Here is a 21,070-nt window from a genome sequence, read left to right on the forward strand (position 1 = left end):
CGGATATTCTTTTATGGTTTCAGCCACAAACACTGGTTGATATCGATGGCATTCAAGATCCTTCTGGCGACGGACGGCTCGCAGTTCAGCAATAAGGCGGCCGATTATTGTATCGACATGGCGAAAAAGCTTGACGCCGAGGTGCTAGCGGTCTATGTCATGAACCTTAAGCATTTTGAGATCTACGCGCTGGAGCATCACGATGATATCACCGGCTACGAGGACGAGAACGTCCGGCTTTCGAAGGATGCGGAGGATGCTGTCGGCTATGTGGCCCGGATGGCTAAGGAGAAGGGCGTTCGTCTGTCAACACGCATTGTTCGCGGATACCCTGCCGATGAGATCATGAAGATCGCCAGGGATGATAAGTTTGACCTTATTGTCGTCGGTAACCTGGGCAAGTCCGGTATCGAGCGGGTGCTCATGGGCAGCGTGTCCGAGGCCATCGTAAGGCATGCGCCGTGCCCCGTGCTCGTCGTGCGTGGTAAGTGAATTTCGGGGCTCATTAATGCTATATTAAATAATACTATCCTCTCGCTCATGCCGTCAAAGCCCGCGAAGAGATACAAGTCCGCGAAGACGTTTTTAACGCGAAGACCGCAAAGCATACTCTAAGACCGCGAAGACTTTTATAAAGAAATAAATTATTACTATTCAAATTAAATCATTTTAACATAAAATTATCTTTTAATGTATCTTTGCGGTCTTCGCGTAAGCTTCGCGGTCTTAGGGCTCGAAACAGTCTTCGCGGACTTACGCCTCTTTGGGGGCTTAATACGAAGGCCGACCGTGTGGTTAATTATTATTCGAAGGGGATACGCGTGCCGTAGTCAAAATAGGCCGGGCCTTAAGCGCACGATCAACTTCCGCCTGCGTTGCCTCATGGAACTTCAACGAGATGGCATCCTTAATGTTCTGCAGAGCACCCTCGATGGTGGTCGATTTTGCGTATACGCCGGCCTGCGGCGCATGGGCGCGGTAATAGCGGGTACCGTTCTGGCACGGGGAGAGCGAGATCAAAAAGCGTTTGAGGGAAAAGGAGTTCTTGAGGGTTAATTGCACGTCGACGGGGCCGAAAATGGGCTCCGAGCGCAATATATGGCCGCGAGCCACAGAGGGATCGTCGGCTAACACCTTTTCAAGCTTATTCAGCGCCTCGCAGGGGCTGCCGGCCGTTGCGCTCAAAGAAAGCTCTTGAGAGACGGCACGGAATGAGCCGTTAGTGGGCTCGATGATGACGCTGAGTTCGGGTGTGCGCTGTTTTTTACCGCCGAGGTCGAACGTCGTGATCAGCGGGGCGCGGGGCAATTCACGTATAAGGTCGTTCACGCGCTCGTCCAGGTATCGGGCCTCGATGATCTCGCCCAGCGTCTTAAAGGAATCGAGCAGCGTATCTGCCTCGTTTGAAAGATAGTTGGTGGGGCACATGGAAACGAACTGGCGGCGGCCATGGTCGTCCATCGCCTCGTAGGCGCAGCCCAAAAAAGATTGCTTTAATGAGCCGTCACGCAATGGCAGTACGGTATCGATACAGGTGACGAACGGGCGGACATAGTCGAAACGGCTCAACGAATAAAAACCGGAGGAAAGGTCGCTGCGGACCTGCGACTTCAACAGTGTAAGAGAATGATAAAAGTCTTTGTCTTTTGCCCTGGAGCAATCGTGCTCGGATACGTAGCAAGGGTTTGACCCGCCGACCCGGTATACGATCGCGTCAAGCCTGGCTCTCGTGAGCATGTGAACTTATTCGACCTTATCATATATACATTTTACTATTTATTGTAGAATTTATTTCTTAAAATGGTTAATTTGGTATAATTTATTCATATTTGTTGCAATACGGCACAAATTTTCAGCATACGCCTGTGTACACTTAACGGCGGATAATCTTTTAAATGCGGCTCTACGTGTATTCACATGAGGGGATACAATGAGCAGGTCATCAAGGAGCGTGAGCTCGCTCTTCTTTATCGTTTTATTGGTCCTGGCTGCCGTGTCATTCGCGAAGGCAGTCCCTGCGGTCGCGGCGGACGATATACGGCTCTCATCGGCCAGGGATTTCCTTTTCGCGTACCAGCCACAAAACCCGTCAGAGGACTCCGTCCTCGTCACGGCGCAGCTATTCAAGGACGGCCGGCCCATCCGGCAGGCAGGCATACCGGTGAACTTTAGCCTGACCGACGGGAGATTTGCAAAGCTGGACGAAACTACGGTGTTCACGGACGACCTGGGAATGGCGTCGACGAGAGTGAGGTCGTATAACTCAGGGCAGGAGATGACCGAAAGGCCATTCCTTCTAGGGGTAACGGCAATGTTCGGGGGCAAAAGCTCGACGGTCACTATGCCCATCACGCACTACATCTCGCTCAACGGCACGATAAAGGACAGGAGCGGCGGCCCGGTCATGAACGCGCAGGTCGGCGTGCTGTATAACAGGACCCACAACCCGATAAACGCGAGGGGCGCCACGAATACGACCGATGTATACGGCAATTACCGGCTGGATAGAGTGCCCACGGACCTGGGCGACATGGTCGTATATGCGAGGAAGGGCGACCTCGAGACGTACAAGCCCGCCAGCTTTCCACAGGGAGCCGGCGGGACATGATTTTTTTATTCGGGAAAAATTTTGCCCGGCCATCATAAATCATATCCGTTCCCTTACTAATATATAAACGCACGAATGCGAAAAATATCCTTGCAGGTGGCTATATCTGCGATGTTAATGCGAGCGTAATGCGAGTAGTATCAATTCAATATGGCATGAGGAGAGCGGCGAATGAGATGCGACTGGGACGGAGTGAAGAGGCTCGGGGCTTACCTGGGCCATGATATCAACGATGCGCTCGTGGAGTGTCCGGGCTCGCTGGACATCATATGCCGGTCACTGGGGGCTTTTGAGAAAAAATATCCACGAGAGACATCCGCCCACCTGGCCCGGCTGATATTTAAAGCTGACCTCTCGAAGCTGCCCCGCGAGGGAGAGCCGGAAGAGACGCTGGCCTGCGAGGTTTTTAACAGGCTTAATCCTGCCGGAGGAGGCGAGGCGTATGTAGAATTCTGCCTGGACTTCAAGCGGTTCATCCGCTGGTTCAAGGCTGCCGTAGACGCCGTCCACTATGTACACGGCCTCAGGAAGGAGGGCATATGTCTCGACAGGCCGGGCGTAAAGGACTACGTTTCAGAGCTAAAGGAGCTTCCATGCCGTCGTCTCGGAGAGCTCGATTTTTCGTACAGGATCCATGGATATGCCGCCATATCGAGGTACATCGAGGCCCTGCTTGGACGGTACGAGGATAAGGCCATATCCGGAGATAATTGCCGGAGCATCATGGGGATCATGAATAAGGTATCCAGCCATCCCGGGTACTTCAAGGCCATGGGCCCCGAGCAAAAGCTGGTGGAGACGAGGCCGATCCTCATAGCCATATCGGACCTCCAGCGTTACCCTGAAAACGAGCCGGGAAAGGCGGACCTGCTGTCGTCGCTGGGCATATTGTTATTCAATGTGTTTCCCACCCCTAAGCTGCTGAAGTTCATCGCCAGACTGCAGCCAAGCCCGGGGAACGACGCCCTCCAGTACGACTACAACTCGATCCTGGCCATGAACTTCATGCTGGCCGGCAGGCTCGACGAGGCTACAGCATACAATAAGAATGCCCTCGAGCACGCGGGAGACGAGGAAAAAAGGGCTTATACGCACATCCTGGACTGCTGTATCAGCCTCAAGCGGGGCGAAACGGAGGAGGCCGTGAACGCCCTGTACCGCTGTTCGGCGTTGATCAAGGATAGGCGCATGAAGTCCACGGCCCTGTTTTATATGGGCATCATCTACTACGAGATGGGAAAAGTGCCCGATGCTCTCGAGTCATTCCAGCTTGCCAGGGCCGGCCTGGAGGACGAGCTGGACATCATGAACGCCTGCAACGACATCGGCACCTGCGCCATGCTGCTCGGGGACTATAAGGCCGCGGCCGCCGAGCTCGAGAACGTCGAGCATATCGGCCGCTACATGAGCAGTAATACGGCCAGGGCTCTTTTGGCCGTGGCCCGCGGCAACCTGGGGCTGATCCACCTGAGCATGGCGAAGCACGACCGCGCTGTTGAGCACTTTAAGGAGGCCCTGAGGCTCAGCCGGGACGCGCATAATAAGAAAGGCATAGCCGACCAGCTCGGGAACATCGGCCTTGCGCTGAAGGCGAAGCGCGACTACGATACGGCGCTCATTTATTTCAAATCGGCGCTCAACGTGTCCTCGACGGAAGGCTATTTTGAAGGCGCCCTGTTCTCGTTCGCCCAGATCGAGCAGCTAAAGGCCCTTGAGGGCCGCTACGAGGAGGCAGAGGACTTTCAGCAGGAGATGGCCAGGCGTAATCCTGATATCGCGAAGTTGCTCCGCCTGTAATATCCAAAATCTTTTATCTATGCGCTGTGTTTTAGCACTCGATGTCCAGTAAAGAGATCGTATCGGCGGTAAAGTATGTTTCCAGGATGAAGCCGGAGTTCATGCTTTCCGAGATCTGCGGCTACGTAAAGGGCGACGTGAGCGTCGCGGACGTCTACGATGCGCTGCGGCCCCTGGCCTACGACCTGGGCATCAGGCTGGAGCCTGCAGGGAACGATTATAGGGCCGTGAGGCTGCCGCCCGCAAAGCCCCTGGCGCTCGATGAAAAAGAGCGCAGTGCCCAGGACGGGTTCCTGGCATCGCCCATTGTGCCGGAAAAGCTCGAAAAGCTCATGGAACGATATGTCGAGAAGAAGACGGGCAAGGCGTGGCACGATCCTGCCGTGGTAGAGAAGCTTAGAAAGGCCATCGCGGAGCAGAAGGCCGACTACTGGAAGGAGGGCCGTAAGCGCCGTATCACTTATGAGACCGGCTACAGCATCCTGGGCTATCTCGCTTACCAGTTCCCTGTTTATTTCGCTCAGTCGGAGCACATCATTTATGGGCTGGCCTCCGACGGCCTGCTGAAGGACCGCATGAAGGTCATGGACGCCGGTACCGGCCCCGGAACGGTCCCTCTTGCCCTGATCGACTTTTATCGCAGGATCGGCCGCGGGGAAGCCGTCATTTATTCTCTGGAAAAATACGACGAGAACGTCGAGGCGTTCAATTACCTGGTGCCGGCTTATGCCGAAGGCACCGGTGTTAAAGTTGAAAAGCCCCTCAGGGCAGACTTGCTCAGCCTTAAGGCGGACGATCTGCCGGATGATATCGACCTGATGTTCTTCTCCAACGTCCTGAACGAGCTGGGCGGTGACATCGAGCGAAAGGCGGAGATCGTGCGCGCTATGGCGGGACGGCTGGCGATAGACGGCAACATCGTCATTGTGGAGCCCGCGGACAAGGTAAACTCGACGGAGATGCGAAAGCTCGTAATAGCCCTGATGAACAAGGGCCTGGGCGTCTACAGCCCGTGCTCGTTCATATGGTGCGTGCGATGCCACCCCGAGTCCTGCTGGACCTTCCAGGAAAGGGAGGACATCAAGCCCACGAGGCTCATGCAGAAGGTCGCCGAAGAGGAGCCCTTCCGCTTCATCAATACGGACATCAAGTACTCCTACGCCGTGCTGCGCCACGATAAGCTGTCCAGGGAGAAGTACCGCGTTCCGGAAAAGGCGAAGTTCGCCCGGCTCTCGAAGATGAAGGACCACGTCAAGAAGCATATCAACGTCGTGGCGGCGGTCATGTCCGGCGACCTGGGCGATAAGGCGGACCACGTCTACAAGCTCTGCGACGGCACGGCGGCCAAGCCCGTATATGCCATCCTTCCGGACTATCACACAAGCCCTGAGAACGAGGCGCTCAAGACCGCAAAATACGGGCAGATAGTGGAAATTTATGGGGTGCTGGTGCGGTACAATAAGGAATACGACGCATTTAACCTCCTTGTCAACAGGAACACGAAAGTTAAAGGCGTAAAGGAGCAGGCGGACACTTCTTGAGCTGTCCTGTCAATAGTTATATTTGCCCAACGTGCTACCAATAATAGGGTAATAACTTGAGGCGGGAAGCCTGGCTCATCTTAGCATTATCGGGGATCATATCCATACTTCCTATTGGATGGGCGTCCTTTGTCCTGTTACTGTTTATCCCGGGCTTTTCGGTAGCCTCGCTCTTCAAAGAGAAATTTACCCTCGCTGAGATCGTGGCGATCCCGCTGGCGCTTTCGATCGTGTTGATACCGGTATCTGCGGTGGTAACTTCGCCGCTGCCGTACCACCTGGCGCCTCTTGCATTGTGCCTCCTGACGGTCATTATCGGGTTTTATAATTACTGGAAGAACCGGCCCCTGACGGTCCAGGTCAGCGATACGAAGCCCATGGGTATAGCAGTGGTGATATTCCTTATCGTCCTGCTGGTATCGCTGAAGACGTTTCACATCGAGGACGGTGAGCTGTTCTATACCTTCACGCAAGGGCTCGACCAGACGTTCCACCTGTCCATAGCACAGCGATATATCGCCATGCCGGCCATTCCGCCGCAGGACCCGTACTTTTTGGGCGCGGGCGTCCCGTACGACTGGTCCATGCACGTAATGCTGGGCGAGACGTGCAGGATAACGGGCCTGGCGCTGTTCGACGTTTTCAAGGTGGCCGTCGCCTCGGCCTCGGCGCTCATCTTCTTGGGCGCCTATCTGCTGGCCCGGCCCATATTTAGCAAAGAAATGGTGGCGATCACGGCTTCTCTCCTGTACGTCCTGAGCTCCGGGCTATCCTGGGCATATATCATATTTACCGGGACTGCTGCCATAGATGTAACGACGTTCAACTCGCTGGTCTACCAGTGGCCGGGCATCACGTTGTTGAAATATGACCCTACTTCGCTGTACTTCTTCCTCCCACAGCCCCAGACGTTCGGGCTTCTGGTGGCCATATTCAGCCTGTACCTATTCTTAATCTCAATAAGAGAGAAGTCAGTAATGGCCTCCGTGATCGCCGGTATCACGATGGCCTCCCTGGTGTTCTATCACCTGATCACGGCCTTTCCCGTCCTGCTCACGATACTGGCGATGAGCCTGTACCTGGCCATAAAAGAGAAAAACGCCTCAACGCTGGTGAGACTATCGATTCCCATCGCACTGAGCGGCATCGCCGTGCTCATAGAATACACACTATTCCCGGAGAACGCAGGCTCCCAGCTATCGATAGGCCATCATAAGGACATACTGGTAACATTCCTCGTGACGCTGGGCCCGCTGGCACTGTTCGCGGCCTACGCCATATACAAGGGCTGGAAAGACGACGGCACAAAGCTGCTGGCCATATTCGCTGCCGTGAACGCGATAGCCCTGAACATCCTGATCCTGCCGGCGACCAACAATACCTACCGCTTCCTCACGTATCTCTCGCTCCCGGTAGCGCTTTTCGCAGGAAGTGTACTATACGGGTGGCTGTCGTCGGAGAGCGCCTTGAGAAAAGCAGGGGCCATAGCAATTATCCTCATAATGGTACCCTCCACGTTCATGGTCGCAGGCTACTATGTGTATGCCCCGAAAAATTCACTCGCATCTCCGATGGATGTTAGAGCAGTCGAATGGATCAAAGATAATACGCCCGTGAACGCCATCGTCTACGAGAACCCGGACCATTTCCCCCGGGTACCGATCATTTCCGGCCGAAACATCCTATATGCGGCCCAGACGTACGTGAGCCAGTACCATGGAGCAGACTGGCTCGGCCCCATGGAAAGCATCCTGAAGATAGACGACCCGCAGACAGTCTATGACACTCTGGCGCAGTATAACGTGAATTACGTGCTGATGGGAGGAAAAGAGCAGACCGGGTCCATGGCTATTGTCCTGAGTAACACGACCTATTTTAAAAATGTCTATACTGAGGGTAACTTTAAGATATACGAGGTCGTCGGTGTCCCGGTAAAAGGATAGCGGACTTACGACTTGAAAGCGTCGCCGATGCGCTCGAATATGTTCTTATCTTTTTCCTTACCCTTTCCGGCATGCTCGTCGGCAGCAAGCTCCTGGTAGAGCTTCTTCTGGTGCTCGGATAACCTCTGGGGCACCTTAACGACCACTTTGACGTGCATGTCGCCCCTGCCCCTCGTGCGCAGGCTCTGGACGCCCTCGCCCTTTAGACGGAAAGTCGTATCAGTCTGCGTTCCCGCCGGGATCTTGAGCTTCGCCTTGCCGTTAAGCGTATCCACTTCGATCTCGTCCCCGAGGACGGCCTGCGTGATGCTGATGGGCAGGATACAGGAGATGTCATCGCCGTAGCGCTGGAAATAGGGGTGGGACCTGACGTGGACGACCACGTAGAGATCGCCGGCCTGCGTGCCGTTCATCCCCGGCTCGCCCTCGCCGGTGACACGAAGCTGCATGCCCTCCTCGACTCCCGCGGGGATCTTTACGGTGATCTTGCGGACGTGCCGGGACTTGCCATTTCCGCGGCACTCCGGGCAGGGCGTGTCGAACATCTTTCCCCGGCCCCTGCATCTTCCGCAGGGCCCTACCCGCACCATCTGGCCGAACAGGCTCTGCTGGACCTGGCGCACCTGGCCGGTGCCGTCGCAGGCACTGCAGTTATAGACCTTGGTGCCGGGCTTCGCCCCCGTGCCATGGCAGGTATCGCACACGTCCATCCTGGGGAAGACGATCTCCTTGTCGATGCCGAAGGCCGCCTCCTTGAAGTCGACCTCCAGGTCATAGCGCAGGTCGGCGCCCCGGGACGGGCCGCGCTGGCCTCCCCCCCGGCCGCCGAAGAACATGTCGAAGAGATTATCATAATTCCCGAAGCCCATGTCCCGGAAGATATCGTTGAAGTTCGCGTTATTGTAAAAGTCGGACTCGGAATAGCCCGACATGCCCGCGTGGCCGAGCTGATCATACCGGGCACGTTTTTGCTCGTCCGAAAGAACGGCATACGCTTCCGAGAGCTCCTTGAACTTTTCCTCGGCCCCCGGCTCCTTGTTCTGGTCCGGGTGGTATTTCATGGCGAGCTTTCGATATGATTTTTTAATGTCCTCGACCGGAGCGGTCTTATCGACGCCCAGTACCTCGTAGTAGTCTCTTTTTTCAGCCACTATCGCTCACCATATGATAAAAATAAATGAGAAGAAGAAGGCTTAATTCTTCTTCTCGTCCTTCACTTCGAACTCGGCGTCGACCACGTTCGGGTCCTTGCCGCCGCCGTTGGGCTGCGCCTGCTGTTGCTGCTTGGCCTGCTGCTGTTGCTGGTAGGCCTGGGCAGCCTGCTGGTACATCACGGTCGCGGCCTCGTTTACCACCTTGGTCAGGTTCTCGGTCTCGGCCTTGATCTTGTTCATATCGTCGGTCTTCTGCGCCTCTTTAAGGGCCTCGATGCCCTTGTTGATCTTATCCTTCTGGTCGGCCGTGATCTTGTCGCCCGCCTCGGCGACGGTCTTCTGGGCCGCGTAGAGGATAGAGTCGGCGTTGTTCGTGACCTCGGCCTTCTCCTTCTTCTTGGCGTCCTCCGATGCGAACTTCTCCGCGTCCTTCATCATGCGGTCGATCTGGTCTTTCGATAATTTGGTGGAGGCCGTGATGGTTATGGCCTGCTCCTTGCCGGTGCCCAGGTCCTTCGCCTTGACGTTCATGATGCCGTTGGCGTCGATATCGAAGGTCACCTCGATCTGGGGAATGCCCCTCGGGGCCGGCGGAATGCCGATCAGGTGGAACCGGCCGAGCGTCGTGTTGTCCGAGGCCATGGGCCTCTCGCCCTGGAGCACGTGGATCTCGACGGACGTCTGGTTATCCGCGGCGGTCGAGAACACCTGGCTCTTCCGGGTGGGGATGGTCGTGTTCCGCTCGATGAGCTTCGTGAACACGGCACCGAAGGTCTCGATCCCAAGCGACAGCGGGGTGACGTCCAGTAGCAGTAAGTCCTTGACCTCGCCCGCCAGCACGCCGCCCTGGATGGCCGCGCCCATTGCCACGCACTCCATGGGGTCGATCCCGCGCTCCGGCTCCTTGCCGAAGAACTTGCGGACCATTTCCTGCACCATGGGCATCCTCGTCGGGCCTCCGACCAGGATAATGTGGTCGATGTTGGTCGCCGTGAGCTTGGCGTCCGATATGGCCTGCCTCATTGGCGCGTAGCACCGGTCAACGACCTCCCTGACGAGCTCTTCGAGCTTGGCCCTCGTGAGAGTCATGTCCAGGTGCTTTGGGCCGTTCTGGTCGGCCGTAATGAACGGTAAATTAACATTCGTCTGCAGGGTGCTCGAGAGCTCGATCTTGGCCTTCTCGGCCGCATCCCTCAGGCGCTGCATGGCCATCTTGTCCTTCCGCAGGTCGATGCCGTTCTCCTTCTGGAAGCTGTTGGCGATATAGTCGATGATGCGGTTATCCATGTCGGTGCCGCCGAGCTGGGTATCGCCCGAGGTGGAAAGCACCTCGAAGACGCCCTCGCCCATCTCCATGATGGTCACATCGAGCGTGCCGCCGCCCAGGTCGAACACCAGGATCTTCTGGGTGCCCGTCTTGTCCAGGCCGTACGCTAACGCGGCCGCCGTGGGCTCGTTGATGACACGCAGGACTTCCAGGCCGGCGATGGTGCCGGCATCCTTGGTGGCCTGCCTCTGGTTATCGTTAAAGTAAGCCGGGACAGTGATGACCGCCTTTGAGATCTTCTCGCCCAGGAACGCCTCGGCGTCCTGCTTGATCTTGGAGAGGATCATGGCGGATATCTCCTGCGGAGTGTACTTCTTGCCGTCGATGTCCACCTTGTGGTCGGTGCCCATCTTGCGCTTGATGGCCAGTACGGTCCTCTCGGGGTTCGTAACGGCCTGGCGCCGCGCCGCCTCGCCGACGAGCCTTTCGCCCGTCTTCGTGAACGCTACGTAGGAGGGGAAAAGCCTCGCGCCCTCCGCGCTCGGTATGATGGTCGGCTTGCCGCCTTCAAGGACGGCGGCCTCTGAGTTGCTAGTACCAAGGTCTATGCCGATAATCTTGGACATTAATCTTCACCTCTTTTCGAAACTTTGACTTTCGAGTATCGAATGACTTTCATGTTCAGCGTGTAGCCACGCTGTATCTCCTCGAGGATCGTGTCTTCCTCACGGTCGTTGTCGACGCCCTGCATCATTGCCTCGTGCAGGTACGGGTCGAATTTCTCTCCCACGGCCTTGATGGGCTTGAGCCCGTGCTTCTCCAGCACGGTTTTCATGTTCGTGTAGACCATCTCCAGTCCTTTGGCCATTGCGTCGTCGGACTTTCTGGCCGTCTCGACCGCCCGCTCCAGGTTCTCGTAGACGTCCAGTAGCTCCAGAATGAGGGACTCGTTCGAGTATTTGATGTAATCTTCGCGCTCGCGGGCCGCGCGCTTTTTATAGTTCTCCAGGTCCGCCCTGAGGTACATGGCGAGGCTCTTATACTCCTCAGCCTGTTTTTTTGCAAGGGCTAGCTCGTCGTCCGCTTTTGACTCTTCGAGACTTTCTTTTACTTCAGTCGAGTCCATAAACCCCATCCCTTCGTGGAAGCCGGTCTTAAATAATGTTTGCACTTCTATAAATACTTATCCTTAGCTGTGCTTCCGCCTATCGGACGACGGCACGCGGAAATAAGCATGCATCGGAGCTATCGTCCTGCGACTATTATGACTGTCCCTGAGGATAAATAGTTTCTATGGCAGGCGTATCATTGTCTTAGCACGAAAAGAGATAAATTCTATTAGATATTGAATATATTGTTTAGACGTTTGTTGACCGGGGGCACATTGAATATGGGCTTGTTCGATGTTTTTAAGGGTAAGAAGGATAAGGGCAGTGTTGTGGTTTTAGAATCGGCGCCCGGTGGCTACGCGCTTAAAAGCGGGAATGGGTCATCCGGCATAAGTCGTGCCTGCATTTATTTTAGCCTGTCCTCGCCGCTAGAGGATGAGCCGGACATGGTCGAGGGCATCATAAAGGAACTGGATTCCTCGATAGCGCCTGCCGCAGGGGCGATCATCTCGACAGCCTATGAAGTCCTGCCGTACATCGACGAGTTCGTCGCTACCAGGGAGATGCCAGACACACTGAACACGTTCTTGATGTCCCGGGCGATGATGCTCGGGCTGGCCAGGGGCCCTGCGGAGATGGCGAAGCTGGCCATCGAGCCCTTTAACTATAACGGCATCAAGGGTGTCATTATTCTCAAAGAGGCCTAAACGTAGCCGGCGTCGACGAGAAGGATCTCTGCATTGCTTGTTGCTGATATTTTGATGTGTTGCTCGGAGATTATCTCGGCGGCCCCGAACTCGGGCAGCTCTTTTCCATTGACCGTAACGGGCCCGCCTTCAACGACATAAAAATAGCCTCCCCTGCCGTTCCGGAACGAGTGCTCGGCCGAATGCCCCTGCTCTAGATATCCCGAATAGATGCGGACATCCTGATGTATAGGGAGGGCATCGGGCACGCCGTTCGCCATGATAAGCAACAGCTTGTTGGTGCGCTCAGGCCTATCGACGCGCTTCTGCTCCACGGAAGGCGTTAGGCCGGGCTTTTCGGGCATGAACCACATCTGGATGAAGCGCATTGGCTTATCCTTTAAATCGTTGATCTCCGAATGATACATGCCCGAGCCCACGGTCGTATGCTGTACCCAGCCTTTTTTCAGGATGCCGCCCTCTCCCCGCTGGTCAGCATGCCTGAACACTCCGTCGGCGCAGTATGTGACGACCTCGATCTCCCGGTGATAGTGAAGCGGCCATACGGCCCCCGGCGATAGCATATCATCGTTAAAGACCCTTAAGGGCCCAAAATTCATGTGTTCGGGGTCCCGGTACATGTCAAAGGAAAAATGCCATCGGCCGTGGAACGTCCCGTTCTCGATCCTGCCCTCGGCCTGGTAGATATCTTCGGGCCGGCGTACTGTGATCATTACTATCTTTGTCGACGTACGGCATTTTATAACCGGCCATTATGAAAATGCGGATATTTATATAATAATTACAAATACAAAGTTTTTCCTAAAAGTAAGCGTTTAGTAAAAATAATTAAAAATAAGCATATGTTTGTACATAGGAAGCGATAGGTTAAACAAAGCTTATATAGAAGTTATTTTAATATAAAGTTGCTAATACGATTGGTAGGAGAGCAGTAAGGTTGGAAAGCTGTGGAACATCAATGTCGCGCTCATCCGGGGAAATGAGCGTGCAGCGGCATTTTTCCGGGAATGATGGCAGGCCGTCTTTTAACTCGCAAAAGACCGTAGCCATTATCGAGGACGAGAAAGAGATCGTTGAACTCTACATAAAAATATGTGAGTCCGCCGGGCTAAAGATCGCCTTTATCGCCTACGACGGCGGGGAAGGCCTTGAGGCCTTTCGAAGATCACTCTGTCCCGATGTGATCCTTATCGACCACCGTATGCCGGCCCTGACAGGCCTTGAGGCCATGAAGGCGATGCTCGAGATTGAGCCTTGTGCCCGCTTTATCTTTCTGAGCGCTTCCGATGAGATACGTAATGAGTCGCTCGCTGCCGGTGCCCGGGCTTTCCTGAAGAAGCCCTCGCGTCTCTCTGAAATAAAAAGCACGATAATGAAAGTGCTCAACGAGAATTGAACTCTTTTTTATTTCACCTTTGTCGTGGTCTAAATCTAAATGCCTCGCACACGAAAGTGTCTATTATGAGCGAGAAGGAGCCCGTGTATTCTACTTATGGTGATTCGCCCCGTTATTCCCAGGCCACGGAAGAGCGCATACTGGAGCGCGTGAAGTCAGAGGCGCAGGAAGCGCTGAGCTCTATGGACATTCAATTTCCGGTGAATAATAAGCATGAGTTGCTGAGCGCGATCGCCGTGGACAGGCCCACGCACTGCCACTACTACGGCCGGACCCTGACGCTTAAGGAACTGGCCGGGAGCTTGAGGGACGATGATTTTCCCCTCAGGGATGCTGCCCAGGCTGCTATTGCGATAGCCGGGGCATGTCCCATGCCCTCCGGGTCGCCCGAGGGGGCGCCCGACACCAGGCCAGTGTGATATAAACATTCGGAAAGTATTGGCACGGTATATTTGAATAATAGCTTATTTGGAGAAAAGGTCATGATGGGCCCGCTGCGATTTGAACGCAGGGCCTCTCGGTTATCAGCCGAGCGCTTGTCGCTGCCTTTTGACGGGCAGTTCCGACCTGGCTAAGCTACGGGCCCAACATCTTCTGTAAAAGTCATTACTACTACATAAAAGTTATGCACAAAGCCTCAGACATAATGGATTTATATAAGTAATAATTATTTCAGGCTGAACTATATGGCGTGCGACAAGTGCGGCAAGGAAGCCGTCGTTCTTCAGAAGTATTCCGGCATGCATCTCTGCGCTCACCACGAGATCGAGGACGTGGAGCGTAAGATCAAGAAGCGCATGCGGCAGGACAGGATGGTCGTACCGGGCGACCACGTGGCCGTCGCGATGAGCGGAGGCAAGGATAGCGCTGTCACTCTGTCGATCCTTTTTGAGACCTTCAGCATGAGGCCGGATATCAAGTTCACCGCCATCACCATCGACGAGGGCATCGACGGCTACCGTAATTTTTCTATACCCAGGGTGAAGGAGCTTTGCGATAAGCTGGGCGTGCCGCATATTGTTGTTTCTTTTCAGGAGGAGGTGGGCTGCACGCTGGACGAGATGCTCACCCACGAGCGAAAGGAGGCGTCCTGTACCTATTGCGGCGTCTTCCGGCGCACGCTGCTGAATACGACAGCCCGCAACATTGGCGCCAACAAGCTCGCCACCGGCCATAATTTAGACGACGACGCCCAGACCGTGCTCCTTAACGTTATGAATGGGGATACGGAGAGACTCGCTCGTTTGAGGCCGTCCAGGCCCCAGGAAGGCCTCATACCCCGTATTAAACCCCTTATGGACGTGCCTGAGAGGGAAGTCGCGCTGTACGCGTTCCTGAAGGGCCTGCCATTTCACATGGGCGAGTGCCCCTATGCGCGTGAATCACTAAGGGGCGAGATCAAGGATATGCTTAATGATTTCGAGTCCCGGCACCCCGGGACGAAGTATTCTATCATGCGCGGGTTCGATAATATGGTCCCCTGCCTTAAGGAGAAATACCCTCAGGTGCCTTTAACAAAATGCGAGATCTGCGGGGAGCCGGGTATTAAGGGTGTCTGCCAGGGGTGCAAGCTTAAGGAGCGTATCAAGATTATCGGCAAGCCTCCCTTAAAAGATTAGATTTTTATCTATATTTTGGACTTGATAGCACCGACATTTAATTCCCATTGGGTTTGAGGCACTAAGGTTACGGAGGCACTATTCTCACCACAATGGCACGGTGTTCACGAAGGCCCACTAAGATTTCTTTTTAAAAGTAAGTGACAGAGGTCACAAAGCCCGGTTCATTAACGTTAGGGCACTAAGGATACAATGGCACAGCGGAATGAACAAGAGCACTTTTTGCCATCGTGTCATTGTCACCTTCGTGCCCTAAAAACCCAAAAAGCCTGCTCTGTGGCCTTAGTGACTCACATTTAAAAGAAAGCTTTGTGAAACTCGGTGCGCTTCGTGCCATTGTGGTGAAAATAGTGGCTCTGTATGCTTAGTGACTTAAATAATGACTTTATTGCTCAGGGAAAGTTTTTATTTCCGCCTTCAGATGCATTATTAATGAACGCCTTGCTTAGTAACCTATCGAGGACGCTCACACTTCTAGCACTTTTTGCGATCATATCAGTAACAATGCCCCCGGCGATGGCCCACAACCCAATCTTCGGCCAGGACAACCACGACCTCTCCACTGCCGTTCGGATACCAGACGCGAACATATCCTATGCGATGTATGGCTACCTCGACGCGCCTGGCGAAGCGCAGTTCTACTACATGGACATATCGTCCCCCGTAAGCCTCATGACCCAGATGAACGTGCCAAAGAACGATGTATACGCTAACTTCAGGCCATCCTATGCTATCATCGGGCCGGGCATCACGACACACGACCCTATACCGTTCGAAGTCCCGGCAGGCAACGGATCATTATTAATAAACGCTTCCAGGCAGGAGCCGAGGAGCGAGTTCTACGAGCCATTCTCGGGCATCACATACAACAACAGCGCTAAAACATATACTGACATCACCGTTCCCGGCCGGTACTACATCGCCATCTTCGACGGATCACACAAAAAAGGAGATTATTTCCTGGCTACCGGAGAGCTCGAATCATTCTCGATATGGGACCTGCCCTCCGTGATCTGGAAGGTCATCCAGCTAAGGCTCGGGTGGCTCGATCACAGCAAAGAGGCCGCAAGCACCTGAAACACAGTTACTATTTTCTGTGAGCGATGGAACGCTGCGAGATGGCGTTCTGCAGCTTAAATTTTATAGACCCGTCGTTCGGCGAAAGCCTCAAAGACTCCTGGTACTCGCGAATAGCCTCGTCGAACATGCGCCGGCGCTCGTAAATATCGCCCATCAGCAAGTGAGTTTCAGCTCTTTCCGGGTCTACCCTGGCGGACTGGTCAAGCTCGACCATCGCGTCGTCAAGCTGGCCCTGGTGATAGAGCTCATAGCCCTTCTTATAATGAGGGTCGGCGCCGCGGGTGGCGCATTTACCGGGCACGAGGTCGATGGATATGCGGTTATCGTGAGCGCATTCGCTGAACTCGGGGTTACAATCCGGGTGCTGGGGGATGACGATCTCCGGCGGGTTCTCGCAGACGTCTTTCTCGTCTTTTTCGGCCATAAGAAAAAAATCAGCGGTCGTCTTTAAATCATTTTTCTCCGCCTAAAACAGCCGCCTATCCCTTCGCTACCGCGATGGGCACGAGCCGGGCGACCTTTTTGGAAATGCCCAGCCCGTCCACGACGGCGATGACTTCGTCGATCTCCTTGTAGACTTCGGGGGCTTCTTCGGCGATGGCTGCATCCTTTGGCGCCTTCACGACGATGCCTCGCTCCAGCAGTTGCCGCTTTACCTCATTGCCGCGGATGTCCTTCAGGGCTGCGCTGCGGCTCATGACTCGTCCTGCCCCATGGCAGGTGCTACCGAAGGTGAGCTCCATGCCCCTCTGCGTGCCGGCGAGCACATAAGAGGCGCTGCCCATGCTGCCCGGGATGATCACTGGCTGGCCTACGTCCCTGTAGGCGACAGGTACCTCGGAGCGGCCGGGGGCGAAAGCCCGGGTGGCGCCCTTGCGGTGTACGCACAGCGCCTTCTTGACGCCGTCCACCTCGTGCTCCTCGAACTTGGCCACATTATGGGCGACATCGTAAACTAAATCCATCCTGACGTCCCGCTTATAGTATTTACTGAACGCTTCCCGCACCCAGTGCGATATGATCTGGCGGTTCGCCCACGCGTAGTTGGCGCCCGCGGCCATGGCGGCGAAATAGTCCTTCGCCTCGGGCGAGGAAAGCGGTGCGCAGGCTAGCTGCCGGTCATAGAGCTTTATGCCGTATTTCCTGGAGGCCTGCTCCATCGTTTTTACATAATCGGTACAGATCTGGTGGCCGGCGCCGCGGGAGCCGCAGTGGATCATGACGGTGACCTGGCCCTCTTTCAGGCCGAACGCCTTCGCCACGGCCTCGTCGTAGATCTTTTCGACCTTCTGGATCTCTAAAAAGTGATTGCCGCTGCCAAGAGTGCCCAGCTGGGGCCTGCCCCGGTCCCTGGCCTTCTTAGATACTTTCGCGGGGTCGGCGCCCTTCATCTCTCCGTTCTCTTCGCAGTGCTCCAGGTCCGCCTTCACGCCATAGCCGTTCTCCACGGCCCACCGGGCCCCGGTACGGAAGACTTCGGCGAGCTGGGCATCGTTCACGCGGAACTTCGACTCCGAGCCCAGGCCCGAGGGGACCGCCTCGTATAAAGCGTTGATAAGGTCGACCTTATGGGGCTTGACATCGTCGGCCATTAATTCCGAGCGCAGGAGGCGCACGCCGCAGTTGATGTCGAAGCCGACACCGCCGGGGCTGATCACGCCCGTCTCCGTGTCGAAGGCTGCCACGCCGCCGATGGGGAAGCCGTAGCCGATGTGCACGTCGGGCATGGCCATCGAGTACCTCTGGATGCCCGGCAGCGTCGCCACGTTCGCCGTCTGGTCGATGGCGCCGCTCTCCAGGCCCTCGATCAGCCGGTCCGATAAAAAGATGTGCCCTGGCACGTTCATGCCGGGCTTGTAATCAGTAGGGATCTCCCAGACGTCCTCGGAGATCTTCTTTAGCTTATCCGCAGCTACCATGCACTATCATCCGGTTAAATGTCCAATAGCACTTGGGCCTCATATATGTTATCCTTTTTTTCAAAGCGCAGGTCGTGGAATGTCACTGCTTTGATGTGCATGGAGATGTCGGGGTGGCGAGAGACAGATTCTCCCCAAACCCTTGCCTCGAGAGTATAGCCGCCTTCATGCGGAGTCACGTGGACCTGGAACCGGGAATAGACGATATGGTCGACTTCGAAGATGTATAACAGCTCGGACAGCCAATCATAAAGCAGCGTATCGAGCGCGTCGCCCGATAGCTCGACGCTCTTCTCCACCTCAGGCTTTACTTTAGCGGGGTCGATGACCAGGCCGGCCATAGCGCGGGCGGCATTAACGAAAGCCTCGTCTACGGTGTGCCCGTAGGCGATAAACTCGGCGTCCGCCGTATGCTCTAGATATTGAAAATCCATGATCAAAGGAAAAATTAGCGATGCTTAGTATAAATACGTCATCAGCATCGAGTCGTCGATGACGTCGATATACCGGGCCTGCGTCGCGGACACGTACAGCGTATGCTCGCCGACCGGGACCTTGATATCGCTGGGCTTCGGCTTCTTGATCGTGATCGGTAAAAGGACCGGGCCGCCACAAGAAGTACAGACCCTGTAATCCCGGTTTTGCTCCTTGATGAATTTGAGGACTTCGGGGGTGATAAGGAACTGCTTCGCCTGGTTGCCGTTGTTCGGGGCCATGATTGACGATAGAATGCCCCTTCTGGAAAATATACTTGTCGCCCGTAACAAGAAGGTTTTAATACCAGGCAGTTTAAATACCTGAACAGCAAACGGGGATTGGAAAAGCCATTAAAAATACGTTTGTGCGAGTGGTGACAGAAGTGGTGGAATATCCCAGTAATAGCTGGAAAGGGGAACAGTTGCAGGAAGCGCTCAAAAGTAAGGACGTCCTTTTGAAGATGGGCGCTATCAGGGTTTTACAGGAAGAGCCGAATGATGAATACATCGCGACGCTCGTTGATACCCTGAACGACAGCGACCGCCTCGTGAGGATCAACGCGGCCATCACTCTCGGCAGGGCAAAGAGCCCGCTCGCCGTTCCCGCCCTCGTCTACCATGCCGTTGCCGACCAGGACAAGGATGTCAGGTCGTACGCATCATGGGCTTACAGGCAGTTGGATTATCAGAAGGCATCGCCGTACCTCGTAAAAGTGCTCCTGGAGAGCGACAACCACGACATGATACGGTTCGCCGCCGGCGAGATCAGGCAGAAGAACGACCTGAAGGCCGTCGACACGCTCATACAGCGCTTCCAGAGTAAAGGCATGTATACCGGCTATGACCCGGACATGGCGGCCGTCAACGGCCTCTACGAGATCGGCTATGCCACGGTGGAGCCGCTCTTGAAATGCCTTGACAGCGAGGATACGCGGGTCCAGGCGAACGCGGCCTACACGCTCGGCAAGATCGGCGACGACCGGGCCATCCAGCCCCTTATCAATCATCTGGCGAAAGCCGACCTCGAGATGCGCTCGAGGATCAGCGACGCGCTAATAAAAATAGGCCGGGCTTCGATACCGGCGCTCATAAGGCTGCTCGACAACAAGGACAGCGAGCTGAAATGGATAGCGGCCTACAGCCTGGCCCAGATCGGGCCGGACGCCGAGGTGGCGCTGCTGAAGAATCTCAAGATGCGCGGCCCCGCGGCGAGCGAGGAGATCGTCTACGCGCTGGGCATCGCCGGGCGGAAGGACTCCTTCAGCCCCCTGTACGAGACGTACATTTCCACGCCTGACGACAGCGTCAAGGCATGGTCTTCCATATCCCTGGCGAACATCGCGGCCTCCTCTTATTACGAGGTCACCGACAGGGCCTCCGCTAATAAATTCCTGGATGAGCTCGGCGACCAGCTGAAGCCCCACATGTTACTCTCATACGATACGCTCTACGCGCTCGGGAAGATCTACATCGACCGGGCGGCCACGACGGATGTCGTCGCGTTCAAGTCGAACATGGAGACCGGCGTCAAGTGCTTCGACCTCTCCATCATCGAGAGGGACAACGCTGCGGCCCGGGCTTTCCGCCTGTTCTACGGCTCTTACCTGAAGCTGATGGCCTCGAAGTCCCCCGATATCATGAACTACATCGAGAGGGACATCACGGACCTGAAAAAGGAAGCCGAGAGGTCGAGCAATAAGAAAGAGATCCTCTTCCTGATGGATAAGCTGCTCAAGATACTGCAGGGCGCCTACGAGGACAGGGGATTCGACTTCACCGGTAATTTCCGCGAGTACGCGGGCTACTGCAAGCAGATGGAGCCGTTCCTTGACGACTTCTATCATGCCGAGGACCCGAAGAAGCCCATGGGTAAGGAGCAGCCGACCCTGCACGCCGATGTCGGCATGATCCAGGATAAGATCGACGCGCTGCTCAAGTCGTTCGAAAAGAGCGACGACGCAGAGTCCATCGCCCTGGCCTACCGGCTTTCCACGGAAGTTGCCCGCATCGACACGGGCATATATGACGACTACAGGATCGCGGAGTCATGCCTGAAAGGTATCGTGAGCCGCATGGCGATCCCGAACGAGGAGAAGTCCGACCTCTACTTTAAGATCTTATTGATCAGCAAGAATGGCGTTTCCCAGATACAGCTCGTCCTCGACAGGATGCTGAAGGGAGCGAACGTGGCGCCAGTGGCCAAGAAAAGTGCTGGCGTGGCTAAGGCGGACGTGAAGAAGCCGGGCATGCTCGAGTATATTGCGATCGCTATCATCATAATTCTCATTGTCGCGATCATCGTCATCGCCCTCCACAAGTTCAACATCGTGCCCCTGCCGTTCAGGCTGCCCGTCAGCTGGCTGAACCCGTCGCTGGCCGATGCGCTCCTTGGCAGCGGCCTGATCTAATTTTTTTATCCCGGTTTATTCGCTAATAACGTTTTAGCACATTGCG

At 55.2% G+C, this 21,070-nt stretch carries 20 protein-coding genes and 1 tRNA gene; 11 read left to right on the top strand and 10 right to left on the bottom strand.

All coding sequences use genetic code 11. From position 1 onward, the window contains the following. The first annotated feature begins 45 nt into the window (after positions 1-45). The gene (locus MCP_RS10180) at positions 46-492 is read left to right on the top strand and encodes a universal stress protein (protein ID WP_012900758.1); all 447 of its coding nucleotides are present in this window, start codon (positions 46-48) and stop codon (positions 490-492) included. A 303-nt stretch (positions 493-795) separates the two neighbouring features. Here the strand turns inward: MCP_RS10180 and MCP_RS10185 are convergent, their stop codons facing one another. Next, on the bottom strand, positions 796-1,737 hold the full coding sequence (locus MCP_RS10185; protein ID WP_012900759.1) for a hypothetical protein: 942 nt from the start codon (positions 1,735-1,737) through the stop codon (positions 796-798). A gap of 193 nt (positions 1,738-1,930) precedes the next feature. On the opposite strand from MCP_RS10185, the gene MCP_RS10190 reads away from it, so the two are divergent. The 4 genes from MCP_RS10190 to MCP_RS10205 all read left to right on the top strand — a co-directional run bounded on the left by MCP_RS10190 (position 1,931) and on the right by MCP_RS10205 (position 7,889). Beyond that, entirely contained in the window at positions 1,931-2,608 is a 678-nt protein-coding gene (locus MCP_RS10190; RefSeq protein WP_012900760.1) for a carboxypeptidase-like regulatory domain-containing protein, read from the top strand. 171 nt (positions 2,609-2,779) lie between these two features. Continuing rightward, positions 2,780-4,405, top strand: a complete 1,626-nt coding sequence (locus MCP_RS10195) for a tetratricopeptide repeat protein (RefSeq protein WP_012900761.1) — start codon at positions 2,780-2,782, stop codon at positions 4,403-4,405. A 41-nt stretch (positions 4,406-4,446) separates the two neighbouring features. Further along, positions 4,447-5,946 (top strand): small ribosomal subunit Rsm22 family protein, encoded by a 1,500-nt coding sequence (locus MCP_RS10200; protein WP_012900762.1) that lies wholly within the window; start codon positions 4,447-4,449, stop codon positions 5,944-5,946. 56 nt (positions 5,947-6,002) lie between these two features. Then, positions 6,003-7,889 (top strand): hypothetical protein, encoded by a 1,887-nt coding sequence (locus MCP_RS10205; protein WP_012900763.1) that lies wholly within the window; start codon positions 6,003-6,005, stop codon positions 7,887-7,889. A 5-nt stretch (positions 7,890-7,894) separates the two neighbouring features. Here MCP_RS10205 and dnaJ read toward each other — a convergent pair whose 3' ends face one another. The 3 genes from dnaJ to MCP_RS10220 are packed head-to-tail and all read right to left on the bottom strand — an operon-like array spanning position 7,895 to position 11,436. After that, the gene (gene dnaJ, locus MCP_RS10210) at positions 7,895-9,040 is read right to left on the bottom strand and encodes a molecular chaperone DnaJ (RefSeq protein WP_012900764.1); all 1,146 of its coding nucleotides are present in this window, start codon (positions 9,038-9,040) and stop codon (positions 7,895-7,897) included. A 42-nt stretch (positions 9,041-9,082) separates the two neighbouring features. After that, positions 9,083-10,936 carry a molecular chaperone DnaK gene (gene dnaK, locus MCP_RS10215; RefSeq protein WP_012900765.1) on the bottom strand — a complete coding sequence of 618 codons (1,854 nt, stop codon included), beginning with the start codon at positions 10,934-10,936 and terminating at the stop codon, positions 9,083-9,085. Continuing rightward, positions 10,936-11,436 (bottom strand): nucleotide exchange factor GrpE, encoded by a 501-nt coding sequence (locus tag MCP_RS10220; protein ID WP_128860029.1) that lies wholly within the window; start codon positions 11,434-11,436, stop codon positions 10,936-10,938. Before MCP_RS10220 ends, dnaK begins: the two co-directional genes overlap by 1 nt. 258 nt (positions 11,437-11,694) lie before the next feature. On the opposite strand from MCP_RS10220, the gene MCP_RS10225 reads away from it, so the two are divergent. Continuing rightward, a complete protein-coding gene (locus tag MCP_RS10225; protein WP_158301485.1) occupies positions 11,695-12,126 on the top strand; it encodes a hypothetical protein in 432 nt (143 codons plus the stop codon). Here the strand turns inward: MCP_RS10225 and MCP_RS10230 are convergent. Then, a complete protein-coding gene (locus tag MCP_RS10230; RefSeq protein WP_012900768.1) occupies positions 12,123-12,839 on the bottom strand; it encodes a pirin family protein in 717 nt (238 codons plus the stop codon). The two genes, MCP_RS10225 and MCP_RS10230, sit on opposite strands and share 4 nt — an antisense overlap. A 245-nt stretch (positions 12,840-13,084) precedes the next feature. Between MCP_RS10230 and MCP_RS10235 the strand changes: the two genes are divergently transcribed. Together MCP_RS10235 and MCP_RS10240 are read left to right on the top strand one after the other, a co-directional pair. Next, positions 13,085-13,522, top strand: coding sequence for a response regulator (locus MCP_RS10235; RefSeq protein WP_128860030.1), 438 nt, complete (start codon positions 13,085-13,087; stop codon positions 13,520-13,522). Positions 13,523-13,587: 65 nt separating this feature from the next. After that, positions 13,588-13,941, top strand: a complete 354-nt coding sequence (locus tag MCP_RS10240; RefSeq protein ID WP_012900770.1) for an MTH865 family protein — start codon at positions 13,588-13,590, stop codon at positions 13,939-13,941. A 67-nt stretch (positions 13,942-14,008) separates the two neighbouring features. Here the strand turns inward: MCP_RS10240 and MCP_RS10245 are convergent. Continuing rightward, positions 14,009-14,108: transfer RNA gene (locus tag MCP_RS10245), tRNA-Ile, on the bottom strand. A gap of 100 nt (positions 14,109-14,208) precedes the next feature. Between MCP_RS10245 and MCP_RS10250 the strand changes: the two genes are divergently transcribed. Together MCP_RS10250 and MCP_RS10255 are read left to right on the top strand one after the other, a co-directional pair. Then, positions 14,209-15,141, top strand: a complete 933-nt coding sequence (locus tag MCP_RS10250) for a TIGR00269 family protein (protein WP_012900771.1) — start codon at positions 14,209-14,211, stop codon at positions 15,139-15,141. A gap of 432 nt (positions 15,142-15,573) precedes the next feature. Next, the gene (locus MCP_RS10255; protein WP_128860031.1) at positions 15,574-16,218 is read left to right on the top strand and encodes a hypothetical protein; all 645 of its coding nucleotides are present in this window, start codon (positions 15,574-15,576) and stop codon (positions 16,216-16,218) included. Positions 16,219-16,228: 10 nt separating this feature from the next. On the opposite strand, the gene MCP_RS10260 is transcribed toward MCP_RS10255, so the two are convergent. The 4 genes from MCP_RS10260 to MCP_RS10275 are packed head-to-tail and all read right to left on the bottom strand — an operon-like array spanning position 16,229 to position 18,856. Next, positions 16,229-16,645, bottom strand: coding sequence for a tetratricopeptide repeat protein (locus MCP_RS10260; RefSeq protein ID WP_012900773.1), 417 nt, complete (start codon positions 16,643-16,645; stop codon positions 16,229-16,231). Between the two features lie 55 nt (positions 16,646-16,700). Continuing rightward, positions 16,701-18,140 carry an RtcB family protein gene (locus tag MCP_RS10265; protein WP_012900774.1) on the bottom strand — a complete coding sequence of 480 codons (1,440 nt, stop codon included), beginning with the start codon at positions 18,138-18,140 and terminating at the stop codon, positions 16,701-16,703. A gap of 14 nt (positions 18,141-18,154) precedes the next feature. After that, on the bottom strand, positions 18,155-18,574 hold the full coding sequence (locus MCP_RS10270) for an archease (RefSeq protein WP_128860032.1): 420 nt from the start codon (positions 18,572-18,574) through the stop codon (positions 18,155-18,157). Positions 18,575-18,598: 24 nt separating this feature from the next. After that, positions 18,599-18,856, bottom strand: a complete 258-nt coding sequence (locus tag MCP_RS10275) for a hypothetical protein (RefSeq protein WP_012900776.1) — start codon at positions 18,854-18,856, stop codon at positions 18,599-18,601. Between the two features lie 134 nt (positions 18,857-18,990). On the opposite strand from MCP_RS10275, the gene MCP_RS10280 reads away from it, so the two are divergent. After that, positions 18,991-21,024, top strand: coding sequence for a HEAT repeat domain-containing protein (locus MCP_RS10280; protein ID WP_231845062.1), 2,034 nt, complete (start codon positions 18,991-18,993; stop codon positions 21,022-21,024). Positions 21,025-21,070 lie beyond the last annotated feature (46 nt).

Origin of the sequence: Methanocella paludicola SANAE (genome assembly GCF_000011005.1) — an archaeon.
Lineage (GTDB): Archaea > Halobacteriota > Methanocellia > Methanocellales > Methanocellaceae > Methanocella > Methanocella paludicola.

What these genes read in the sequence shown, in the direction of transcription:
- MCP_RS10180 (WP_012900758.1), top strand. Translation starts at nt 46, where the DNA reads ATGGCATTCAAGATCCTTCTGGCGACGGACGGCTCGCAGTTCAGCAAT.
- MCP_RS10185 (WP_012900759.1), bottom strand. Translation starts at nt 1,737, where the DNA reads ATGCTCACGAGAGCCAGGCTTGACGCGATCGTATACCGGGTCGGCGGG.
- MCP_RS10190 (WP_012900760.1), top strand. Translation starts at nt 1,931, where the DNA reads ATGAGCAGGTCATCAAGGAGCGTGAGCTCGCTCTTCTTTATCGTTTTA.
- MCP_RS10195 (WP_012900761.1), top strand. Translation starts at nt 2,780, where the DNA reads ATGAGATGCGACTGGGACGGAGTGAAGAGGCTCGGGGCTTACCTGGGC.
- MCP_RS10200 (WP_012900762.1), top strand. Translation starts at nt 4,447, where the DNA reads ATGTCCAGTAAAGAGATCGTATCGGCGGTAAAGTATGTTTCCAGGATG.
- dnaK (WP_012900765.1), bottom strand. Translation starts at nt 10,936, where the DNA reads ATGTCCAAGATTATCGGCATAGACCTTGGTACTAGCAACTCAGAGGCC.
- MCP_RS10220 (WP_128860029.1), bottom strand. Translation starts at nt 11,436, where the DNA reads ATGGACTCGACTGAAGTAAAAGAAAGTCTCGAAGAGTCAAAAGCGGAC.
- MCP_RS10230 (WP_012900768.1), bottom strand. Translation starts at nt 12,839, where the DNA reads ATGATCACAGTACGCCGGCCCGAAGATATCTACCAGGCCGAGGGCAGG.
- MCP_RS10235 (WP_128860030.1), top strand. Translation starts at nt 13,085, where the DNA reads ATGTCGCGCTCATCCGGGGAAATGAGCGTGCAGCGGCATTTTTCCGGG.
- MCP_RS10240 (WP_012900770.1), top strand. Translation starts at nt 13,588, where the DNA reads ATGAGCGAGAAGGAGCCCGTGTATTCTACTTATGGTGATTCGCCCCGT.
- MCP_RS10250 (WP_012900771.1), top strand. Translation starts at nt 14,209, where the DNA reads ATGGCGTGCGACAAGTGCGGCAAGGAAGCCGTCGTTCTTCAGAAGTAT.
- MCP_RS10255 (WP_128860031.1), top strand. Translation starts at nt 15,574, where the DNA reads ATGAACGCCTTGCTTAGTAACCTATCGAGGACGCTCACACTTCTAGCA.
- MCP_RS10260 (WP_012900773.1), bottom strand. Translation starts at nt 16,645, where the DNA reads ATGGCCGAAAAAGACGAGAAAGACGTCTGCGAGAACCCGCCGGAGATC.
- MCP_RS10265 (WP_012900774.1), bottom strand. Translation starts at nt 18,140, where the DNA reads ATGGTAGCTGCGGATAAGCTAAAGAAGATCTCCGAGGACGTCTGGGAG.
- MCP_RS10270 (WP_128860032.1), bottom strand. Translation starts at nt 18,574, where the DNA reads ATGGATTTTCAATATCTAGAGCATACGGCGGACGCCGAGTTTATCGCC.
- MCP_RS10275 (WP_012900776.1), bottom strand. Translation starts at nt 18,856, where the DNA reads ATGGCCCCGAACAACGGCAACCAGGCGAAGCAGTTCCTTATCACCCCC.